20 protein-coding genes and 1 tRNA gene are annotated in these 19,759 nt (G+C 58.2%); 14 read left to right on the plus strand and 7 right to left on the minus strand.

Annotation, left to right across the window (positions count from 1 at the left end):
* The first annotated feature begins 88 nt into the window (after positions 1 to 88).
* Both AC13DJ_RS11275 and AC13DJ_RS11280 read left to right on the plus strand, forming a co-directional pair.
* Positions 89 to 487 carry a hypothetical protein gene (locus tag AC13DJ_RS11275; protein WP_058340929.1) on the plus strand — a complete coding sequence of 133 codons (399 nt, stop codon included), beginning with the start codon at positions 89 to 91 and terminating at the stop codon, positions 485 to 487.
* A gap of 46 nt (positions 488 to 533) precedes the next feature.
* Positions 534 to 1,148 carry a helix-hairpin-helix domain-containing protein gene (locus AC13DJ_RS11280; protein WP_473801353.1) on the plus strand — a complete coding sequence of 205 codons (615 nt, stop codon included), beginning with the start codon at positions 534 to 536 and terminating at the stop codon, positions 1,146 to 1,148.
* An 8-nt stretch (positions 1,149 to 1,156) separates the two neighbouring features.
* Here AC13DJ_RS11280 and senB read toward each other — a convergent pair whose 3' ends face one another.
* The gene (gene senB / locus AC13DJ_RS11285; protein ID WP_482933631.1) at positions 1,157 to 2,128 is read right to left on the minus strand and encodes a selenoneine biosynthesis selenosugar synthase SenB; all 972 of its coding nucleotides are present in this window, start codon (positions 2,126 to 2,128) and stop codon (positions 1,157 to 1,159) included.
* Positions 2,129 to 2,294: 166 nt separating this feature from the next.
* Here senB and AC13DJ_RS11290 point away from each other — a divergent pair, with 166 nt between their 5' ends.
* The 4 genes from AC13DJ_RS11290 to AC13DJ_RS11305 all read left to right on the plus strand — a co-directional run bounded on the left by AC13DJ_RS11290 (position 2,295) and on the right by AC13DJ_RS11305 (position 6,028).
* The gene (locus tag AC13DJ_RS11290) at positions 2,295 to 3,173 is read left to right on the plus strand and encodes a putative selenate ABC transporter substrate-binding protein (protein WP_482933630.1); all 879 of its coding nucleotides are present in this window, start codon (positions 2,295 to 2,297) and stop codon (positions 3,171 to 3,173) included.
* Complete coding sequence (locus AC13DJ_RS11295; RefSeq protein ID WP_474540190.1) at positions 3,173 to 3,823, plus strand: ATP-binding cassette domain-containing protein; 651 nt, start codon at positions 3,173 to 3,175, stop codon at positions 3,821 to 3,823. The genes AC13DJ_RS11290 and AC13DJ_RS11295 overlap by 1 nt, the downstream gene beginning before the upstream one ends.
* A 17-nt stretch (positions 3,824 to 3,840) precedes the next feature.
* Positions 3,841 to 5,307, plus strand: a complete 1,467-nt coding sequence (locus AC13DJ_RS11300; RefSeq protein ID WP_482933629.1) for a PhnE/PtxC family ABC transporter permease — start codon at positions 3,841 to 3,843, stop codon at positions 5,305 to 5,307.
* 142 nt (positions 5,308 to 5,449) lie between these two features.
* The gene (locus tag AC13DJ_RS11305) at positions 5,450 to 6,028 is read left to right on the plus strand and encodes a hypothetical protein (protein WP_482933628.1); all 579 of its coding nucleotides are present in this window, start codon (positions 5,450 to 5,452) and stop codon (positions 6,026 to 6,028) included.
* Here AC13DJ_RS11305 and AC13DJ_RS11310 read toward each other — a convergent pair.
* Entirely contained in the window at positions 6,021 to 6,317 is a 297-nt protein-coding gene (locus AC13DJ_RS11310; protein ID WP_058340923.1) for a hypothetical protein, read from the minus strand. The two genes, AC13DJ_RS11305 and AC13DJ_RS11310, sit on opposite strands and share 8 nt — an antisense overlap.
* A gap of 40 nt (positions 6,318 to 6,357) precedes the next feature.
* Positions 6,358 to 6,807 carry a hypothetical protein gene (locus tag AC13DJ_RS11315; RefSeq protein ID WP_094624000.1) on the minus strand — a complete coding sequence of 150 codons (450 nt, stop codon included), beginning with the start codon at positions 6,805 to 6,807 and terminating at the stop codon, positions 6,358 to 6,360.
* A 138-nt stretch (positions 6,808 to 6,945) separates the two neighbouring features.
* On the opposite strand from AC13DJ_RS11315, the gene AC13DJ_RS11320 reads away from it, so the two are divergent.
* Genes AC13DJ_RS11320 through AC13DJ_RS11330 form a run of 3 tightly spaced genes read left to right on the plus strand, consistent with a single transcriptional unit; the run spans position 6,946 to position 9,142 of the window.
* Positions 6,946 to 7,866 carry an ABC transporter ATP-binding protein gene (locus tag AC13DJ_RS11320; RefSeq protein ID WP_022988235.1) on the plus strand — a complete coding sequence of 307 codons (921 nt, stop codon included), beginning with the start codon at positions 6,946 to 6,948 and terminating at the stop codon, positions 7,864 to 7,866.
* 23 nt (positions 7,867 to 7,889) lie between these two features.
* The gene (locus tag AC13DJ_RS11325) at positions 7,890 to 8,651 is read left to right on the plus strand and encodes an ABC transporter permease (RefSeq protein WP_094624002.1); all 762 of its coding nucleotides are present in this window, start codon (positions 7,890 to 7,892) and stop codon (positions 8,649 to 8,651) included.
* Positions 8,651 to 9,142: a DUF192 domain-containing protein gene (locus AC13DJ_RS11330; protein ID WP_058340920.1), complete on the plus strand. Its 492-nt coding sequence runs from the start codon at positions 8,651 to 8,653 to the stop codon at positions 9,140 to 9,142. Before AC13DJ_RS11325 ends, AC13DJ_RS11330 begins: the two co-directional genes overlap by 1 nt.
* Before the next feature lie 11 nt (positions 9,143 to 9,153).
* On the opposite strand, the gene AC13DJ_RS11335 is transcribed toward AC13DJ_RS11330, so the two are convergent.
* Positions 9,154 to 9,945: an enoyl-CoA hydratase gene (locus AC13DJ_RS11335; protein WP_199457527.1), complete on the minus strand. Its 792-nt coding sequence runs from the start codon at positions 9,943 to 9,945 to the stop codon at positions 9,154 to 9,156.
* A 195-nt stretch (positions 9,946 to 10,140) separates the two neighbouring features.
* On the opposite strand from AC13DJ_RS11335, the gene AC13DJ_RS11340 reads away from it, so the two are divergent.
* Positions 10,141 to 11,745 carry a sensor domain-containing diguanylate cyclase gene (locus tag AC13DJ_RS11340; protein WP_482933627.1) on the plus strand — a complete coding sequence of 535 codons (1,605 nt, stop codon included), beginning with the start codon at positions 10,141 to 10,143 and terminating at the stop codon, positions 11,743 to 11,745.
* A gap of 19 nt (positions 11,746 to 11,764) precedes the next feature.
* On the opposite strand, the gene AC13DJ_RS11345 is transcribed toward AC13DJ_RS11340, so the two are convergent.
* Both AC13DJ_RS11345 and AC13DJ_RS11350 read right to left on the minus strand, forming a co-directional pair.
* Positions 11,765 to 11,851: transfer RNA gene (locus tag AC13DJ_RS11345), tRNA-Leu, on the minus strand.
* Between the two features lie 105 nt (positions 11,852 to 11,956).
* On the minus strand, positions 11,957 to 12,580 hold the full coding sequence (locus AC13DJ_RS11350; protein WP_473801344.1) for a class I SAM-dependent methyltransferase: 624 nt from the start codon (positions 12,578 to 12,580) through the stop codon (positions 11,957 to 11,959).
* 180 nt (positions 12,581 to 12,760) lie between these two features.
* On the opposite strand from AC13DJ_RS11350, the gene AC13DJ_RS11355 reads away from it, so the two are divergent.
* Genes AC13DJ_RS11355 through cydC form a run of 4 tightly spaced genes read left to right on the plus strand, consistent with a single transcriptional unit; the run spans position 12,761 to position 18,502 of the window.
* Complete coding sequence (locus AC13DJ_RS11355; protein ID WP_482933626.1) at positions 12,761 to 14,206, plus strand: cytochrome ubiquinol oxidase subunit I; 1,446 nt, start codon at positions 12,761 to 12,763, stop codon at positions 14,204 to 14,206.
* Positions 14,206 to 15,207 (plus strand): cytochrome d ubiquinol oxidase subunit II, encoded by a 1,002-nt coding sequence (gene cydB, locus AC13DJ_RS11360; RefSeq protein ID WP_199457531.1) that lies wholly within the window; start codon positions 14,206 to 14,208, stop codon positions 15,205 to 15,207. The genes AC13DJ_RS11355 and cydB overlap by 1 nt, the downstream gene beginning before the upstream one ends.
* Entirely contained in the window at positions 15,208 to 16,887 is a 1,680-nt protein-coding gene (gene cydD / locus AC13DJ_RS11365) for a thiol reductant ABC exporter subunit CydD (RefSeq protein WP_482933625.1), read from the plus strand. It abuts the gene before it with no gap.
* Entirely contained in the window at positions 16,880 to 18,502 is a 1,623-nt protein-coding gene (cydC, locus tag AC13DJ_RS11370) for a thiol reductant ABC exporter subunit CydC (RefSeq protein ID WP_482933624.1), read from the plus strand. Before cydD ends, cydC begins: the two co-directional genes overlap by 8 nt.
* Positions 18,503 to 18,506: 4 nt before the next feature.
* On the opposite strand, the gene AC13DJ_RS11375 is transcribed toward cydC, so the two are convergent.
* Positions 18,507 to 19,748, minus strand: coding sequence for a saccharopine dehydrogenase family protein (locus tag AC13DJ_RS11375; RefSeq protein WP_232901025.1), 1,242 nt, complete (start codon positions 19,746 to 19,748; stop codon positions 18,507 to 18,509).
* Positions 19,749 to 19,759: the final 11 nt, after the last annotated feature.

Here is a 19,759-nt window from a genome sequence, read left to right on the forward strand (position 1 = left end):
TGACAGCATTGCCATAATTGCTTTCGCCGTCTATTGTTTGATCTATATACACATTCTGATGTACTGAAAAACGCAGAGATACAGGTTAATGAACGACCCACTACCGGATCTGGTTGCCCGCTTCCGTGTTCGCCAGGGACTGTTTCGTAAAGAAACCGTCGAGGCCCGCGTGTACGAGCTGGACAGCTATGGCTGCGTAATGAAAACCGACAAGGTTTTCGAGCCGGGCGATACTCTGGTTCTGGAGCTGGTAATGGATATGCCGTTTGAGGAAATCCGGGCCGAGGGTGTCTCCGGCCTGGTCACCGAAAAGAGAAAGCACTGCAGCAATTTCTTCTATTCGATTGATTTTTCTGACCTTAACACCAAAGACGCTTCTCCCCTGTCAGAAAAACTCCGGCGCATTCACGAAGTACTTCTGAAAAAACAAAGTCTCAAATCCCGCCGTGGCCCGGGCCCCGTCGCGAGCATGAGGCAACTGGCCTGATACCCCGTAGTACTTACCAAGCATCCGTCTGCAAGGAGACGTCCCCATGGCAAAGAAAGCCAAACCGAGCGTAGATAAGATCGTCAAGAAGGTGAACAAGGAGTTCGAGAAAACCTCTGCCCAGATCGAGGGGCTGATTAGCGATGCCCTGCAACAGTTCGACCACCTGCAGCACCAGATTCAGGACCCCGTGCGCAAGCTGCTCAAAGACATGGACGAGCTGCGTGACCGGGAAATGAAGCGCTTTAACGAAGAGTTCGAGCGCCGGATGAACGAATTCCACGAATTGCAGGCCACCCTGCTGGAGCGCGTGGGCATTGCCTCCAAGGAAGCCCGCAAAGCGGCGGACGAAACAGCCAGCAAAGCCAAGTCTGCGGCCAAATCCGCTACGGGCAGCAAGCCGGCTGCAAAGAAGGCGCCTGCCAAAAAGCCTGCCGCCAGGAAAACTGCCACTCCGAAGGCAGCCAAGCCTGCGGACAAGTCTGATCTTACCCGCGTGAAGGGTATCGGACCGGCGACTGCGAAGAAGATGAAAGAAGCAGGCATTACTTCCATCGAGCAGATTGCCAACCCGAGCGCCGAAGACAAGCAGAAGCTGGAAGCCTTCAAGAGCATGAAAGGCTACAGCCAGCTGACTGCAGAGGCGAAAAAAGTACTGTAAAACGTACCTTAGCCTCGAATGTCGAGTACCCGCGCCAGAGCCTCGTCCAGGCTCTGGCGTTCTTTTTCGGGGGTGAAGGTTTCAGCGAGCGCCGACACAGCCGCTCTCAGTTTTGCCAGGTACTCCGGTTCCCGCTCTGCCCGGTACATCAACTCGGCCAGTGCCTTGTCATCCCCAACCGGGAAATAGCCCGGATAATCCTCACCCAACAGCCCTTTATTGCCCGGAATATCCGACGCCAGAATGGGCAAACCTGCCCTGCAGGCTTCAGAGACCACATTCGCGCCACCTTCCATCACCGAGCTGATGACCATCACACTGCTCACGGCCATCAGGTTTTCCAGGCCCGGTTTATCCAGCTCCCCTAACCAGTGAAAGCGCGGGTTATCCTTGCTTTCTGACAGAGCTTTCTCGCGCCACTCCTCGGTGTGCGGGCGGCCGGCACAATTAACGACAATGCTTGAATCTTCCGGCAGGTGGCGCGCGGCAAGGGCTGCCCGAAGGCTGTCTTTTTCATCACGCAGGTGGCCGATCACACAGATATTGAACTGCCCTGGTTCCGGCCGGGAGCCGCCACGCACGGCAGGCTGCGCCGCAGACTGGCGAAGAGTAACCAGTTTGTCGCGGAACGATTCCGGAATGTCCCGGCCTACCAGGTCGTGCAGGCCTATCAGCAAATCCGCCGTGTCCATCGAAGCCAGGGTAACCCCGGGATATTCATGCTGGTGATGATAGATATCGGTACCCGTCAGCACGACAATTAATGGCTTGTCCGGATTTTGCTCTCTCCATGCCTCTACCGCATGCGCACTGCGCCATGCGTGAAGGGCGATCATAAGATCAGCCGTTTCTCCTTCATACCCGGTCAATACCTGGACCTGATGGCCGGATTGCTCCAGCAGTACCTGCCAGCGCAGGGCCGTGGCTCGATTACCGGCCTTGGAGTCCGGGCCGGCAGGAGTGATGATCAGAAGATGCATAAAGGGTGTCCGATAAATTTACCGAAATTCTGCACGGGCCAGTGCTCCGGGTAAAGGATTCCTGCGTATACCGGTTCAGACTTATGGCAATTCACGGTATCCTGAGGCTGCCTTCGGCGCTCGCCGGGCCACCCAAAAGCTCCCCGACAAAAAGGAATGAATCATCATGGTCATCAAACATCTACGGAAATGGCTGGTTTCCGGCCTTCTGTCTTTTTCTGCCGTAACTGCCGTACAGGCACAAACCTTCGTGTTTACGGCTATTCCTGATGAGGATGAAACCAAGCTGGTAGAGCGCTTTCGCGGCGTGGCTGATTACCTTTCCGAGCAGCTCGACGTAGACGTTCGTTATATCCCGGTGAAATCCTATGCGGCCGCGGTATCCGCCTTCCGCAACAACCAGGTGCAGCTGGCCTGGTTTGGCGGGCTGTCCGGTGTGCAGGCACGGCGCCTGGTGCCGGGTTCTGAGGCCATCGCCCAGGGCGTGGAAGATGAAGCCTTTGTCACCTATTTCATCGCCAACACCAGCACCGAAATCGAGCCGGCAGACAGCCTGGCGGACCTTGAAGACAACCTGCGTGGCAAAACCTTTACCTTTGGTTCCAAGGGTTCCACCTCCGGCCGCCTGATGCCCGAGTTCCACCTGCGCGACACCTTTGGCGAGGCACCGGAATCTGTATTTTCCCGTGTTGGTTTCAGCGGTAACCATACCCGTACTCTTCGCCTGGTAGAGGCTGGCACCTATGAAGTGGGCGCGCTCAACTTCCAGGTCTGGGAAAAAGAGCTGGCAGATGGAAACATCGATACCGATGCCGTTCGGGTTATCTGGAAAACCCCGGCGTACCCGGATTACCAGTGGACCATCCGCGGTGACGTGAACGAGCGGTTCGGTGAAGGTTTCAAAGACAAGGTGACCAAGGCCCTGCTGGAACTGGACGATCCGGCACTGCTTGAAAGCTTCCCCCGTTCCGGCTTTATTCCGGCGTCTAACGATGATTACGAGCCCATTCGCAAGACCGCTGAAAACATCGGAATCCTCGATTGATGCCAGGATTTAATTTTCATGGTCTGACAGCCAGCTTTAACGGAGAGCGGGTGATTGGCCCGCTCTCCCTGCACGTAAATGAAGGCGAGCATGTGGCGCTGGTCGGCAAAAGTGGCGCCGGCAAGTCTACGCTGATCCGTTTGCTTTACGACCGGCTTGAGAGTGAGGCATCCCTGATTCCGCAAGGCCTGGGGTTGGTGAACGCGCTGCCGGTATTTCATAACGTGTTTATGGGACAACTGGACCGACATCCCGGCTGGTATAACGTCCTGACCCTGATTCGCCCGTTCCGTCGCGACCGCGACACCGTAAAGGCCTTGCTCAAAGAACTGGAAATTCCCGAGAAACAGTGGATACCGGCGGCTGCACTGTCTGGCGGGCAACGCCAGCGGGTGGCCATTGCCCGGGCCATCTACCGGCAGGCCCCTGTGCTGTTAGCGGATGAGCCCATTTCGGCACTGGATGGCCCCATGGCGCACCTGGTCATGAAAACCCTCACCAACCGGTTCTCCACCTCGATTATTGCTTTGCACGATGTGGACATGGCACTGCGTTACTGTAACCGGATCATCGGCATTCAGGACGGCCAGGTAGCGCTGGACGAAGCGGCTTCCTCGCTTGTCGCATCCGACATCATGTCGCTGTATTAACGGGCCAGAACCAGTTTATGTTTTCCTACCCCACCGTCAGAGCCAGTTTTATCTTCCTTGCCATTGCGCTCGGCGGTTTGCTGGTGGCCGATATTGCCATCACCACCGCCAACCCCTGGCAGGATCTTGGCCGGTTCTTTCTGGGCGTAGCTACCCCCAACTTTTTCAGCACCGAAGGCCTGATGACCGCCCTGCTGCGCACGGTGGCGTTCGCCTTCGTGGGTGTAACCATCGGCAGCCTGGCAGGATTTCTGCTGGCGCTGGGTTATCGGTTTCTGCCGGTTCGAATCTTCTGTGCCTTCATCCGTTCGATTCATGAGTTGTTCTGGGCGCTGATCTTCTTACAGTTCTTCGGTTTCCACCCACTGACCGGCGTGCTGGCCATTGCCATCCCCTATTCGGGTATCTTCGCCAAGGTGTACTCGGAGATCTTTGAAGAGTCTGATCCGGAGCCCGGCCGCCTGCTGCCTCCCGGCACCGGTTCGGTGTCAGCCTTTCTGTATGCCCGTATTCCGGATTGCTGGGAACAGATCCGCACCTACACCTCTTACCGCCTGGAATGCGGCCTGCGCTCCTCGGCCATTCTCGGTTTCGTGGGTTTACCTACGCTGGGGTTCTACCTGGAATCGTCGTTCTCCCAGGGCATGTATTCCGATGCCGGCGCCATGCTGATTCTGTTCTATATCCTGATTGCCACCCTGCCCCTGTGGGTTCGGCCGAAATTGCTGCCGTTCTACATTCTGGCCGCTCCGTTCTTTCTGGGAGACGGGTTCCCCATTGTCTGGGGCAACGTGGAGCGGTTCTTCACCGAAGACATCATCCCGGCGCCGCTGCGTGATGGCGAGGGGCTTGCCGGCCTGTCTGCCTGGTTCGGGGATGTAATGGTCACCGAGGCACTGCCGGGCATCTGGAACACCATTGTCCTTACCCAGATTGCCCTGGTGGCTACGGGCATTATTTCCCTGCTGGCATTCCCGCTGATTTCCAACCACTTCGGTGGCCCGGTGCGCCGTACCTCCGGCCATGTGTTGCTGGTGATTGCCCGCTCCACGCCGGAATACATCCTGGCCTACATTCTGTTGCAACTCTGGGGGCCGTCTATGCTGCCGGCGGTGGTGGCACTGGCCCTGCACAACGGTGGCATTATCGGCCACCTGATCGGTCGGCAGACCAACACCATTCAGTTGCGCCCGGATGCGCCCACCGGCTTCACCCGGTACAGCTGGGAACTGGTCCCCCGGGTTTACCGCTCGTTCCTGGCTTTTCTGTTCTACCGCTGGGAAATCATCATGCGGGAAACAGCCATCCTGGGCATCCTGGGCATCTACACGCTGGGCTTCTATGTCGACAGCGCCATACAGAACATCCGTTTCGACCGGGCCATGGTGCTGATACTGATCACCGCGTTGCTGAACATCGGCGTTGATGCACTGGGCCGCTACATTCGCCGGAAACTGGCCCTGCAGACCATGCAAACCTGCTGATCAGCTGAGACCAGCATCACAATTCCCGCGCCTGAAATGCCGGTACCGCCAGAATTGGGAAGCCGGTTACCTTGCCGATCGTTACATATCGTTACAATGCCTTATCGTTCTAATTTCAGGAATGCGAGGCAAGATACCCTTCATGGTCAACGGACTGGTCACAGTTACTGAACTCGGCTTGCTGGCACTGGTCGGCATTCTGGCAATCCGGATGGTTGCCCTGTCCCGGGGAGAAGCTCTTCAACTGGCAGGTGGTATAGCCGAACCGGAAATACCCGGCCCGGTGGCAAGGCGCACGGCGCGTACCGGCAAGCGGGTGAAAATTGCCTCCGCCCATGGCACCGAACTGCGCACCCAGCTGCACATTCTGGCCGGGCTCCAGGAGCGGGATTGTCGGGACAAGGGGCTTTTGCTGGCCGAGGCGCCAGAGGCGGTGCGGATGTATGCAGCCGCCTGGTTGTATGGGGCCGGTTGTGCACTGAGCCACCAACCGGTGCGCCATTCCGATGCCCTTGCAGGCATGGTGGCACGCATTGTCAGCCGTAAAACAGGCATTCGCCAACCGGAAGCATTGCAGGCTATCAGCACCCTCACCTCCAGTTCCGTGTTACTGGCCTGCTACCGGGCCGGCCTTGAAGGTGCTGAACACTGGCAGCAACATCAGTATGTACCGGCACCCTCCAGCCTTTACGACGCAGCCACCAGCAACGCGTTTATCTGACGGCTTCAACTTCCCAATTACTGCCCAGGTTAATCGCTGTGGTGCCGGTTTCGTCCTCTGCGGGCACTCCGGCGATCACCGGCCGGGTAAATCCGCCGTCGTCAGTGTGCTGCATGGAGTCGACATCCACAGACCGTACCAGCCATGATTTCCCGCCTGCGTTCACACGCGCCCGGTGGGTGAGCCCGAAGACAAAGCGGCAGTAATCGAGTTTGAGCTGAAGCAAATCCTGTTCTGCCTTGAGAATCTTTCTGAGCAGAACCTTTTGAACACTTTCCCCGTAATCCATCACATTTCCCTGGAGATTGTTGTATTTTCCAGGAATTTAACTACTTCTCCGCACGAAAGACCAGTGTTGACGGCACATTTTCGATTAAATCCTGGCCATCCTGAAAATCGATTCTCCAGATCATTTCACTGCCAGTGGTACAAAACGGCGCGGTAAACCTGGCCCGGTATTCCAGCGATTCTTCCCGTACCAGCGGCACCGGGTACTCGCCCATGTACATGTTTTCGCCCCTTAGTACCGCCAGAAAGCGATCCGGCGCTTCCGGCACGGTCACCTGAAGCTGGTACTCCACGCCCTGGTCTCCTTCCGGGCCGGGGGTCAGCATGACCTGCCACTGGCCTTGATCCGTTTGCCAGCTGCAAGGGCCTGCAAGCAGGTCGCACGGTGGTTTCTGCTCCTCGTTGCTGGCTTCGTTCAGGTAGTCGGGAGCAAATGCCAGTATCGCTACAGCAGCAATCAGTAAACCCCCTGTTACGATGGCTCGTATCATATCAGCAGCCTCTCATCCCCTTTTTGAAGGGGGCATTATGGGCATAAATGCCGACATGGCAAAGGTTTCTAAACCGCGGCCAGCATGAGAAAATGCCCGGCTTTCAGGCTTGAATCACCCAAGAAACAGGATACCGCTGTGCAACCGGACATCTCCGTAAAGCACCTGAACAAGATCTACGAAGACGGCTTTCAGGCCCTGAAAGACGTTAACCTGGAAATCTACCCGGGAGAGATCTTCGCCCTGCTTGGCCCCAATGGTGCGGGCAAAACCACGATGATTTCCATCATCTGCGGGATAGTGAACAAGAGCAACGGTGAAGTAACCGCGGCCGGCCACGATATCGTGAAAAACTACCGCAAGGCCCGCGAAGCCATCGGCCTGGTGCCCCAGGAGCTGAATACCGATTCCTTTGAAACCGTATGGGACGCGGTGTCGTTCAGCCGCGGCCTGTTCGGCAAGGCCCCGAAACCGGCCCACATAGAGAAGGTACTGAAAGACCTCTCCCTGTGGGACAAGCGCAACAACCGCATCATGTCGCTGTCTGGCGGCATGAAACGCCGGGTGATGATTGCCAAGGCCCTGTCCCACGAGCCTCGCATCCTGTTTCTGGACGAGCCCACGGCCGGCGTGGATGTAGAACTTCGCCGCGACATGTGGGAGATGGTCCGGAAACTCCGCGAGAACGGCACCACCATTATCCTGACCACCCATTACATTGAAGAAGCCGAGGAAATGGCGGACCGCATCGGGGTGATTCGCCAGGGCCAGATTATCCTGGTTGAAGACAAGGACACCCTGATGTCCAAGCTGGGTAAAAAAGAACTGCGCCTGCAGCTGCAGCACAAACTCGACAGGGTGCCAGGCGAACTCACCCTGGAGCCCGTCGAGCTTTCGGAAGACGGCTACGAGCTGATCTACACCTTTGACTCCCAGCAACAGCAAGCCGGCGTCGCCCGCTTACTTCGGACCCTTGGGGATCTGGGCATCGAGTACCGGGACCTGCAAACCCGGGAAAGCTCCCTGGAAGAGATTTTTGTGGGCCTGGTTCACGAATAAGCCGCCCGAACGGAGAGAGCAGAATGAATCTTTACGGTGTAAAAGCCATCTACAAGTTCGAAATGGCGCGCATGAAGCGGACCATCATGCAAAGCGTGCTGTCGCCGGTGATCTCAACCTGCCTGTACTTCGTGGTATTCGGTTCTGCCATCGGCTCCCGCATGGGCGATATCGACGGCATCGACTACGGCGCCTACATCATCCCGGGGCTGCTGATGCTGTCCCTGCTGATGCAGAGCATCTCAAACGCCTCTTTCGGCATCTATATGCCAAAGTTTTCCGGCACCATCTATGAAGTTCTGTCTGCGCCTGTGTCCTATGCCGAGATCGTTCTGGGCTACGTCGGCGCTGCGGCCACCAAGGCGGTTATTCTGGGGCTGATTATCCTGGCGACCGCACGGCTGTTTGTCGACTACTCGGTACTGCATCCCGTGTCGATGCTGGCCTTCCTGGTGCTGACGGCAGTGACCTTCAGCCTGTTCGGGTTCATCATCGGCATCTGGGCCGACGGCTTCGAGAAATTGCAGATCGTGCCCATGATGATCGTAACCCCGCTGGTGTTCCTTGGCGGCACCTTCTATTCCATCGATATGCTGCCCCAGGTCTGGCAGACCATCAGCCTGTTCAATCCGGTGGTGTATTTGATCAGCGGCTTCCGCTGGGCCTTCTATGGCGTATCTGATGTGCACGTGGGCATCAGCGTTGCCATGACCCTGATATTCCTGGCCATGTGCATGACCACCGTCTGGTGGATCTTTAAAACCGGATACCGGCTGCGTTCGTGATGTTTCGTGTATTGCTGGCAACCTGTGCCCTGATGGCGCTGGCCGCCTGCGGCGCGGCAGACGCCCGGGACGAACAACCCTTGCCGGCGATTGAGGCCTGTTTTGTAACCGCTGATCGCTCCTACCCGGTCATGCTTGAAGTGGCCAGTGAACCGGAGCAGCGGCGCCGGGGCCTGATGGGCCGGGAACACCTGCAGGATAACGCCGGCATGCTGTTCGAGTACCAACAGCTGCGACCGGCCGACCACGGATTCTGGATGTACCAGACCCTGATCCCACTCGACATCGCCTATCTGGGGGCACAGGGCGAGATAGTAAGCCTGCGGCAAATGCACCCCTGTGCATCCTCCCGCAGCAGCGACTGCCCGGCTTATCCGGCCGGCAAGCCCTTCCTGAGTGCGGTGGAAATGAATGCCGGCTACTTCCATGAACGCGGCATTGGCACCGGTGACCGGCTGGTATGGCCAGCCAACGGTGCCTGCAAGCCCTGAAACCACTCCGGCTATTTGTGCTGCCAGTTCGGATCCCGCTTATCCAGGAACGCTGAAATACCTTCCTGTGCATCTTCAGCTGTCATATTGGTGGCCATCACCCTGGCGGTGTAATCGTAGGCATCGGCCAGGGGCATTTCCAGCTGCCGATAAAACGCCTCTTTACCGATCTTCAGGGTATGGCCAGATTTACCGGCAATGGTTGCGGCCATGTTGTAGACGGTCTCATCCAGGGCTTCCGGTTCCACTACCCGGTTCACCAGCCCGATATGCTCTGCGGTTTCCGCATCAATCATTTCGCCGGTTAACAACATTTCCATAGCATGTTTGCGGGAAACATTGCGCGACAGCGCCACCATTGGCGTGGAGCAGAACAGACCGATGTTCACACCCGGCGTGGCAAACCGGCTGCCCCGCTCCGCTACCGCCAGGTCACAGCTGGCCACCAGCTGGCACCCTGCCGCTGTTGCCACACCGGCTACCCGGGCGATCACCGGCTTCGGCAGGTTCACAATCTGTTGCATCACCTTGCTGCACTGCTGGAACAGAGCCAGCTGAAATTCGTGGCTGTCGAATTTATCCCGCATCTCCCGCAGGTCGTGGCCGGCGCAAAACACATGGCCGGCGGAAGCCAGCACCACTACCCGGCTGCTGTCATCCCGGGCGATTTTCTCAAGGGCTGAAGACAACCCTTCCAGCATGGCCATCGACAGGCTGTTCCGGCGTTCCGGCTGGTTCAGGGTCAGCGTGGTAATACCATTTTCTGTACGGACTCGCACTGGGCGTTCTTGCGCGGCGGACATAATTCGAAACTCCTTGATGGCTATCACGCCAGTATTGCCAACAGCTGCCAGCCTGTCGAACAGACTTTGGGCGTATACAAATAGTTGCAATTTGCGGCTATTACCGAGTATTCGCAGGCAACCCCGACCGGTACGATGAATGTTTAAAACAAGCAAGCCAGAAGCTTGTTAAAACAGCGAACAGGTAAATGCAGTATGAAGCAAGTCCGCCACTCACTGGCCTCCAGGTTTGTTCTGTTTCTGGCGGGCCTTCTTGTACTGGCCATGATCGCCCTGCTTCTGATCGAAAGAGTTGTTTTCCAGCCGGTCCTCATGAATGCCGAGAATCAGCAAGCCGGCCAGGAACTCGCGCGCATCGAAAATTCGCTGGCGCAGAACCACAATGCGCTGACCGCACAAACCCGGGACTGGGCGCACTGGGATGACACTTACCAGTTCATCCAGGATGCAAACAGCGACTACGCCACCAGTAACTTCAGCCGGGAGATGTTCGAAGACCTGCACGACCAGGCCATGATCTTCATCAGTGAAGACCAGCAACCAATGTGGATTTCCGGCATTGATCCGGGCAGGAACACCTACGGCACCTGCACCTCGGCAACGGGCGACTGCAGCTGGGCGGCACCGCTCATCGCTGAGGTTCAGCCGTTTCTGGGCGAGGTAGAAGCATCGGGGCTGCCACTGAACCTTGCCTCCCCGCGGCCTGCACTCGTTGCCATAGCCCCCATACTTCAAACCGACAGGACAGGCCCATCCCGGGGCTGGCTTATCAAGCTTCGGCTGATTGACGAACGGCTGACGGATTTGCTCGAGGATCAGACAGGGCTATCGGTGCAGATTTCCACACGTCCAGCAGCCCCGGCCGATACGGAACGGAAAGTTGCCCTTCAGCGAGGGCCAGAACTGCTGCATGCCGGCAAGCCCCTGTTAACCCATTCCCGTGGGCCCGAGTTGATGTTGAGCACCGAAATTCCGAGAGACCGTGTAAAAAGGGCCTCAAGGATTTTCCGCTATTCACTTGCCTGGACGGCCGTTTTGCTGGCCGTTGTGATCGGGGTGGTGCTGGCACTGCTATATAGCCTGGTACTGAAGCCACTGGGCCTGTTCACCCGCTTTGTTACCGGGAAACAGGGCGAGAATTCCCTTGCCCAGCGCGAGAACCTGGCAGACGTACCAGGCAGCCTGTTGCAGCGGAAAGACGAGTTCGGCACCCTCGCTCGCCACGCCCAGAGGTTGATCAGCCAGCAACGGGAACAGTCAAAAATGTTGCTGGACCTGTCCCAGCACGATCCGCTGACAGGCCTGGCCAATCGCCGACTGTTCGATGCCAGCTTGCAACAAAGCCTGTCGGATGAACCGGAAAAGCCGACCTCCGTGTTGATGCTGGATATTGACCATTTCAAACTTTATAACGACCGCTATGGCCATCCGGAAGGTGACAGATGTCTCGCCAGCGTTGCGGAGTGCATGGAGCAAACCGTCAAGCCCCATGGCTTTCTGGTTGCCCGCACCGGCGGTGAGGAATTCAGTGTGCTGATGCCCGAAACAGGGTTGGAACAAGCCAGAACCTGTGCCGAAGAACTCCGTAAAGCCATCGCAGGCCTGAAACTGCCCCACGCAGACTCTCCAGTGAGCGATGTCGTCACCGTGAGTGTCGGTGTTGCCAGTAGTGTAAACGTGGACAATGTTTCCGGCTCCACACTCATGCGCAGCGCAGACCTGGCGTTGTATGAGGCGAAGGATCAAGGCCGGAACCGGGTTGCCTGCTTTGGTGAGGATGCGGCAAACATTTTCGGCTGAAGGGCCGGGGAAATCAGGATGGTGCTCCGGGCCGGAATCGAACCGGCACGACCTTGCGGTCGAGAGATTTTAAGTCTCTTGTGTCTACCAATTTCACCACCGGAGCATCGGGTGAAAACTGAAGGCCGGAATTGTATAAGGCCCGGATGGCTAACGCAATTCCGCTTTCAGAATCGCTCAGTAATTAAGCAACTTCCGGCAGGGACCCTGATTATTCGGGCTTGGTTGCCCGGCCCTTGTAGATATACCCGGCAATTTTCGGTGCATTGGGCATATACAGGTTCTCCAGCTCCTGAATATCGAACCCTGCGTGTTCAATCAATTCCGCGATGTGCCGGTTCAGGTGGCAGCCGCCGGCCAGCTTTCGCCATCCCGGTGTTATCCGGTGCTGCCATTTGCGCGTGGTGTCGTGTGGGGCTTCTCCGTGTTCCAGGAACAGCAGGTCGCCACCGGGCTTGAGTACCCGCTTCATCTGCAGCAAGGCCGTGTGCCAGTCCGGGATGGTGCACAGGGTAAAGGTAAGCAGAACGGTATCGACCGAATTGTCCTGCAGCGGAATCTTCTCACCCGGCAGGTCCAGCCACTCTACTCGCACCGGTGACCGGCCCAGGTTCGGCAAGGCTTTGCGCCGCATCCCTTCCGATGGTTCCAGCCCGTACACCATCTCCACCTGGTCCTGGTTATAGAATTCCAGGTTAATACCCGAGCCCATTCCCACTTCCAGCACACGGCCGCGAGCCCTTGGCACAAGTTGGCTGCGCAGTTTCATTACCTGGCCCATGGAGCAGGCCTTGTCGATAATGTGGGGAAGAATCCGGTCTTCGTAGAAGCTCATAGGTTCACCGTCATTGTTTTATATCAAAGGTGCGACAAACTGCCCTATTTCTTTCTGCTACAATTCCCGTAGCATCATAATCAACTGCCGGTAATAACAACATAACAAAATCGCCTAAGGCAGCGGCCGGGCAGGTTAGCACCTGTCTGTTGTGACTTGTGAAAGTTACCGGAGGTTCCTGTGGAACTAGATCCCCTCATCCTATCGCGAATCCAGTTCGCGTTTGTCGTGTCATTTCATGCCATTTTCCCGGTATTTACCATCGGGCTTGCATCTTATATAGCCGTTCTGGAAGGCCTTGCCTTCAAAACCCGTAACCCGGTTTGGACGAAGCTTTCCGGATTCTGGACAAAGGTCTTCGCCGTTGTCTTCGGGATGGGGGTGGTCTCCGGGATCGTGATGTCGTTCCAGTTCGGTACCAACTGGAGTAACTTCTCCCAGGCTTCTGCCAACTTCCTTGGCCCGATTCTGAGCTATGAGGTTATCACGGCCTTCTTCCTGGAAGCGGCATTCCTCGGGGTTCTGCTATTCGGGCGCAACAAGGTTCCTGCGGGCGTTCACCTGTTTGCGGCCATTATGGTTGCCACCGGCACGTTCATTTCCTCGTTCTGGATACTGTCGGCCAACAGCTGGATGCAAACTCCGGCGGGCACCGAGCTGCGTGACGGCGTGTTCCATGTGGTGTCATGGAGCGAAGCCATCTTCAACCCGTCATTCCCCTACCGCTTCATGCACATGGGGCTGGCTTCATTCCTGACCGGCAGCTTTGTGGTGGCCGGTGTGAGTGCCTGGTACCTGCTCAAGGGCCGGGAGGTAGAAGCCAACCGCAAGGCGCTGTCCATGTGCCTGTGGTTGCTGCTGTTTATCGCCCCGGCCCAGTTGGTGGTAGGTGACTTCCATGGCCTGAACACACTGGAACACCAGCCTGCGAAAGTGGCTGCGATGGAGGGTAACTGGGAAACCTCTTCCAATGTGCCGCTGTTGCTGTTCGCCATTCCGGACCAGGAAGCACAAACCAACCATTTTGAAATCGGCATCCCCAGCCTGGCCAGCATGATTCTCACCCACGAGTGGGATGGTGTGGTACCTGGCCTGAAGGATGTTCCCAGAGAAGAGCAGCCTCCGGTGGCGATTGTGTTCTGGTCGTTCCGGGTGATGGTTGGCCTGGGTATGCTGATGATCCTGTTCGCGGTAACCGGGCTGGTGCTTCGGGCCGGCGGCCGCTACTACAAGGCCCGCTGGTTCCTGCAGGGGCTGCGCGCCATGAGCATTGCGCCCTTCTTCGCGGTACTGACCGGCTGGTTCGTAACCGAAGTTGGCCGGGCTCCCTGGCTTGTATACGGCATTATGAACCAGGCTGATTCGGTAACACCCTCGCTGACCGGGGGCATGGCGCTGTTCACCCTCATCGGTTACATCCTGGTGTACGCAGCGGTATTCTCCGCCGGTGTTTATTACCTGATGCGGGTGTTGTTCGTCGGCCTGGAAGGCGATGAAGACGATACCGACCATGAAGCCGATCGCCCTGCCCGCCCGCTCTCGGCGGCCCATGTTCCGTTCGAGATCGAATCCGGCAAGGGTGCGGTTAACCACGCAAAACCCGTTAACGAAGGAGGGCAATCCTGATGGAACTGTTTGACCTGGCCCTCATCTGGGCGTTTATTATCGGCTTCGGCATCATCATGTATGTGCTGATGGACGGCTTCGACCTGGGCGTGGGCATTCTCTTTCCCTTCGCCCCCTCTGAAGAAGACCGCGATACCATGATGAACTCGGTGGCACCGGTTTGGGACGGCAACGAAACCTGGCTGGTGCTGGGCGGTGCCGGGCTGCTGGCCGCCTTCCCTATGGTGTACACCATCTTGTTGCCTGCGCTCTACATAGGCGTGTTCCTGCTGCTGGCCGGGCTGATTTTCCGGGGTGTGGCGTTCGAATTCCGGTTCAAGGCGCGCACGTCCCGCTACCTGTGGAACTGGTCGTTTGCCGGCGGTTCCACCGTCGCCACCTTCGCCCAGGGGGCGGTGGTTGGTGCCTATATCCAGGGTTTCAACACGGTTGATGGCGTGTATGTGGGTGGCGCGCTGGACTGGCTTACCCCGTTCACTGTATTGACCGGCCTCGGCACTCTGGCAGGCTATGCCCTGCTCGGCTCCACCTGGCTGATCCTGAAAACCGAAGGCCGCCTGCAGGACTGGGCTTACCGGGTAACAACGCCGCTGCTGTTCGCCGTGCTGGCCATCTTCGCCATTATCAGCGTGTGGACACCGTTTGTGGACGACATGGTGCGTGAACGCTGGTTTGACCACATTGGCATCATCTGGATCCTTCCGGCCCTGACGCTGTTGTGCGCCTTCCAGATCTGGCGCTCTGTGCGCAACCGCTTCGAAGGTATGCCCTTCGTAGCCACCATGGGGCTGTTCATCACCACCTATCTGGGGCTTGTGGTCAGCCGCTGGCCCTATATGGTGCCGCCCAACTACACCCTTTGGGATGCAGCGTCTGCCTATGAATCCCAGCTGTTCCTGCTGCTGGGCCTGCTGTTCGTAATTCCCATTGTGCTGGTATACACCGCCTGGACCTACTGGGTATTCCGCGGCAAGGTGCGGGCCGGCGAAGGGTATCACTGAGTGGCAGAACCGGCCCAGGCTGATATCAAAGGCTGGCTGGCCGGGCTTGCCCGGACCAGCCAGCACTGGATAAACGCCACAGTAGTCGCCGGTACCCTGGCCGGGCTGGCCACCATCGTGCAGATGGTGTTACTGGCCTGGCTGGTTTATCAGGGGGTAATTGCCGGTGAGCCGGTCTCTGCTCTCACCCCCTGGTTTCTGGTTTTGGTGGGCATGCTCGTTGTGCGGGCAGTTTGCCAGGGCCTGCAAACACGCTTTGCGGCGCGCTGCAGCGAACAGGTACGCCGGCATGCCCGTCGCCAACTGAATGACCACTGGCAAGCTGCCGGCCCCGTAGCTCTGTCGGAAGCCTCTGCCGCTTCCCTGGCCCGGGAATGGCTGGACCACGTGGAAGCCTTGCACGGTTATTTCGCCAGGTTCCTGCCCCAGATGATCCTGGCCACCGTTATCCCTCTGATGATTCTTGCGCTGGTGTTCTGGCTCGACTGGCTGGCCGGCACCTTTCTGTTGTTATCCGCGCCCCTGATCCCTCTGTTCATGGCCCTTGTGGGTATGGGTGCAGAGAAAGTGAACCAGCAGCATTTCGAAACCATCAGCCGGCTGTCCGGGCAGTTTCTGGACAAGGTTCGGGGCCTGACGACCTTGCAGCTGTTCGGCCAGACCGCCCAGGCCAGCGATACCCTGTATCAACGCTCGGATCAGTACCGGCGTATCACCATGAAAACCCTGAAGGTGGCCTTTCTGTCGTCGGCGGTACTGGAGTTCTTTTCCTCGGTCGCCATTGCCGTCATCGCCATTTACATCGGTTTCGGGTTGCTGGGCTATATCACCTTTGGCCCCAGCGATCAGCTCACCCTGTTCTCCGGCCTGCTGATCCTGCTGCTGGCACCGGAGTTCTTTCAGCCATTACGGACGTTATCCCAGCATTATCACGACCGGGCCGCCGCCCTGGGCGCCGGAGCAGAGATTCTTGCCCGGCTTCAGGAGCCCGTTTCCGGCGCCGGAAATGTCCAGGCACAAACCGAACCCACCGCCACGGCGGACACAATCGCCCTGAGCGGCGTATCCCTGCGCTATTCCGATAGCCCTCCAGTGTTTGATCAGTTGGACATGCAGGTAAAGCGCGGTGAAGTGATCGCGCTCACAGGGCCGTCCGGTGGCGGGAAGTCGTCGTTACTGCACCTGTTAGCCGGGTTTATCCGCCCCGATGCCGGAACAATATCGGTGTTCGGACAATCTGCGGGCTCATCCCCTTTCGGCTGGCTGGGCCAGAAAGGCTTCTGGATTCAAGGTTCCTGGGGGGACAATCTGAGGCTGACCAGCCCTGACGCATCGGATATAGCCATTGAGAATGCCCTGCGCATGGTCGGCCTTGCCGAGTTGCTCGACAGCCGGGAACAGGGCATCAACAGCCGTATTGGCGAAGATGCCCAGGGCTTGTCCGGCGGCCAGGCCCGACGGCTCAGTCTCGCCCGGATATTTCTGGCGGATCATGAGCTGGTTCTGCTGGATGAGCCGACCGCCGGCCTGGACGCCACCAGCGAAATCTGTGTTCTGGAAGCCCTGCACAAGCTTTCCGAAGCCGGCAAGACCGTGATTTTCTCTACCCATCACCAGGCGCTGCTGGCACTGGCCGACCGGGTTCTGATCGTCTCCGGCACAGAGGTGCGCAATGCGTGAACTCCGGCCCTGGTTACAGCTGATTCTGCGCCGCCGGGGTCGGTTGGTGGTGGGCGGTGCCCTGCTGCTGGCAACACTGATCTCCGGCATTGCCTTGCTGGCCCTGTCCGGATGGTTCCTGACCGAAACCGCCCTGGTGGGCTTGCTGTTTGCAGCGGGCGTTCAGGCGTACATCAACCTTTATGTGCCCGGCAGCGGGATTCGATTCTTTGCGGTGTCCAGAACGGTTTCCCGATACCTGGAGCGGCTTTACAACCACAATACGGTGCTGAGCCTGCTTACCGATATTCGCGTAGCGCTGTTCAACCGGATGGCGCAGGCGGGCAAACGCCAGCGAGGCGATAAAACCGGAGCCCAGTGGTTGTCCCGCCTGACTGCCGATGTAGACGCCCTGGACACCCTGTACCTGCGCCTGATTGCCCCTACCGCACTGGCGGCGCTGGTTACCCTGATGATTGTCGGCCTGGCCTGGCTGCTGTTCAGCGGCACCATTGCACTGATACTGCTGGGTATTCTGGCAACAGCCTTCGGTCTCGCCACCTGGGGGCTGTATGTTCGCACCCGGGCGCTTTCGGGACAGTTAAACGAACGGCAGGAACAACTTCGCGGCCAGGTGATTGAACACCTCGAAGGCTTTGCAGAACTCACCGCCGCCGGCCGTGCGGGCAAACATTCGGGCCGGCTGATGCGCCACGCCTTTGCGCTTTCCCAAAGCCAGGCGGAGGTCGATGCCAGGGTGGGCTGGCACCTCTCGGTAACAGTGTTGCTGGTAAACCTGTCGGCGGTGATTGCCCTGTGGGCCGGCTTTGGCTTGTTTCAACAGGATCTCGTATCCGGGCCGGTTCTGGTGCTGCTGCCCATCGCCCTGCTTGGTCTGGGAGAAGTTTACGGCATGCTGCCCGAGGCCTTTGGAAAGTTTGGTGCAACACTGGCAGCCGCCAGGCGCCTCAATGAAGATGTACAACCCGCAGATGAACAGCCTGGCTTCCAGAAGAGGCCGGCCGGACAGAGCGGAAAAGAAAGCGCACTGACCGCGAGCGACCTGGCCGTTGGCCACCCGGGGCAGTCTCCGGTTATCACCCACTTCTCGGTAGCGGTTGAACCCGGAGATCGCCTGGGCGTAGTGGGAGTGTCTGGCAGCGGCAAATCATCCCTGGCAGATACCTTTGCCGGTTTGATTGCTCCCGTTGCGGGCTCTGTGGAGTCCCTGCCCTGCGCCTACCTGACTCAAACCACAGTTGTGTTCGACGACACCGTCAAAGCCAACCTATTGCTGGGTAATCCAGAAGCAGCAGACGGCGAACTCTGGCATGTACTGGAGCTGGTGGAACTGGCCGAGCGCTTCAGCCGTGAGGTTGCAGGCCTGGATACCTGGCTGGGGAACGGCGGTAGCCGCTTGTCGGGCGGTGAGGCCCGGCGGCTGGTATTGGCCCGGGTATTGTTGAGTAAAGCACCGCTGGTGATCCTGGATGAACCCTTTACCGGCGTGGATGCCGATACCCGGGGCCGCATAGCCCCCCGGATTGATCAGTGGCTGGACGGGCGCGCAGTGATTTCATTGGGCCACGGGCCGGAGGCATTGCTGCCATCCGGCCACATTCTGCATTTGAACTAGCGGCTCAGCGGGTTTCGAGCAGCTCGAAAGTCAGCCCCGCCCTGGTAGTCAGGCGCTCAAGCAACTTGCCGTTAAGCGCAGAGGCCGGAGTCCAGAAACCACCAGGCACTTCGTCTTTCACATCAAAGGCCAGGCACATACCGGATTCACCCAGCATCTTGCCGGTAGAGCCGTAGCCCGGATCCCGGTCGCCCGTCACCTTGGTGATCAGGGTCTTGCCATCTTCTGTACGTCCGACAAAGCGGATGTCGTAGAAGCCTTTTTCCTGTGATTCCGGGCTTGGCCCCTCACCCGGCTTGGGCACCAGTTTTTCCACCACCCAGCGGGTTGGCTTGATGGCCGATGCGGTAAAGAAGGCGCCCAGGGCGGCCACAATGCCATAGGCCGTCAGGCGTCCCTTGGTGCCTTTGCCGGTCATGATGGCTTCGTCGTAGGTGAATTCCTTGCCGTAGCGGGCTTGCTGCAGGGCGTTAGAGCGATGAACCACCCGGGTATTGATGGCACCCATCACAAACGGGGCCAGCCAGGCATTGAAAGTTTTATCGAATTCCGCTGTTTTCAAGCTCGGCTGGCGCGTGCTGGAACGGTGGTCCGGCGGGCAGATGGAGAACGGGTTAGCCAGCTCTTTCCGGAGCTTCGGGTCTGCCCCGGCTTCTTTCGCCACGTTGATCATGGAGGCTACAGTACCGCCGGACAGCCCGCCCTTGGCCACCTTCACCCGCATACGCACATCACGACAGGGCTGGCCGAAGGTCTCTTCGGATTTCTGCTGCAGGAACCAGACACCCATATCGGAAGGAATCGAGTCAAAACCGCAACAATGAACAATCCGGGCTCCGGTCTGCCTGGCCTGGTCTTCATAACGCTCGATCATCCGGCGAATCCACTGAACTTCGCCGGTCAGGTCGCAGTAATCGGTACCGGTGGACACGCAGGCTTTCACCAGCGGCTCGCCATACAGCGCATAGGGACCAACGGTAGAAATAATCACCCGGGTCTGTCGGCACATGGCGGCAAGGGCGTCGTCGTCAGAGGCATCTGCCAGAATAACCGGCAATGCAGAGGCGTTATCCCCCAGCTCAGCCTTCAGGCTGGCCAGTTTGCTCTCGGAACGGCCGGCAATGGCCCAACGGACTTCACCACCGGTGCCGTAAGTCTCCATCAGATACCGGGAAAGAATCTGGCCCACAAAGCTGGTGGCGCCAAATACGACCAGATCAAACTCTGCCTGTGTGGTGTTGGTCATTATTTATCCTT

Source organism: Marinobacter sp. L-46 (genome assembly GCF_056859535.1).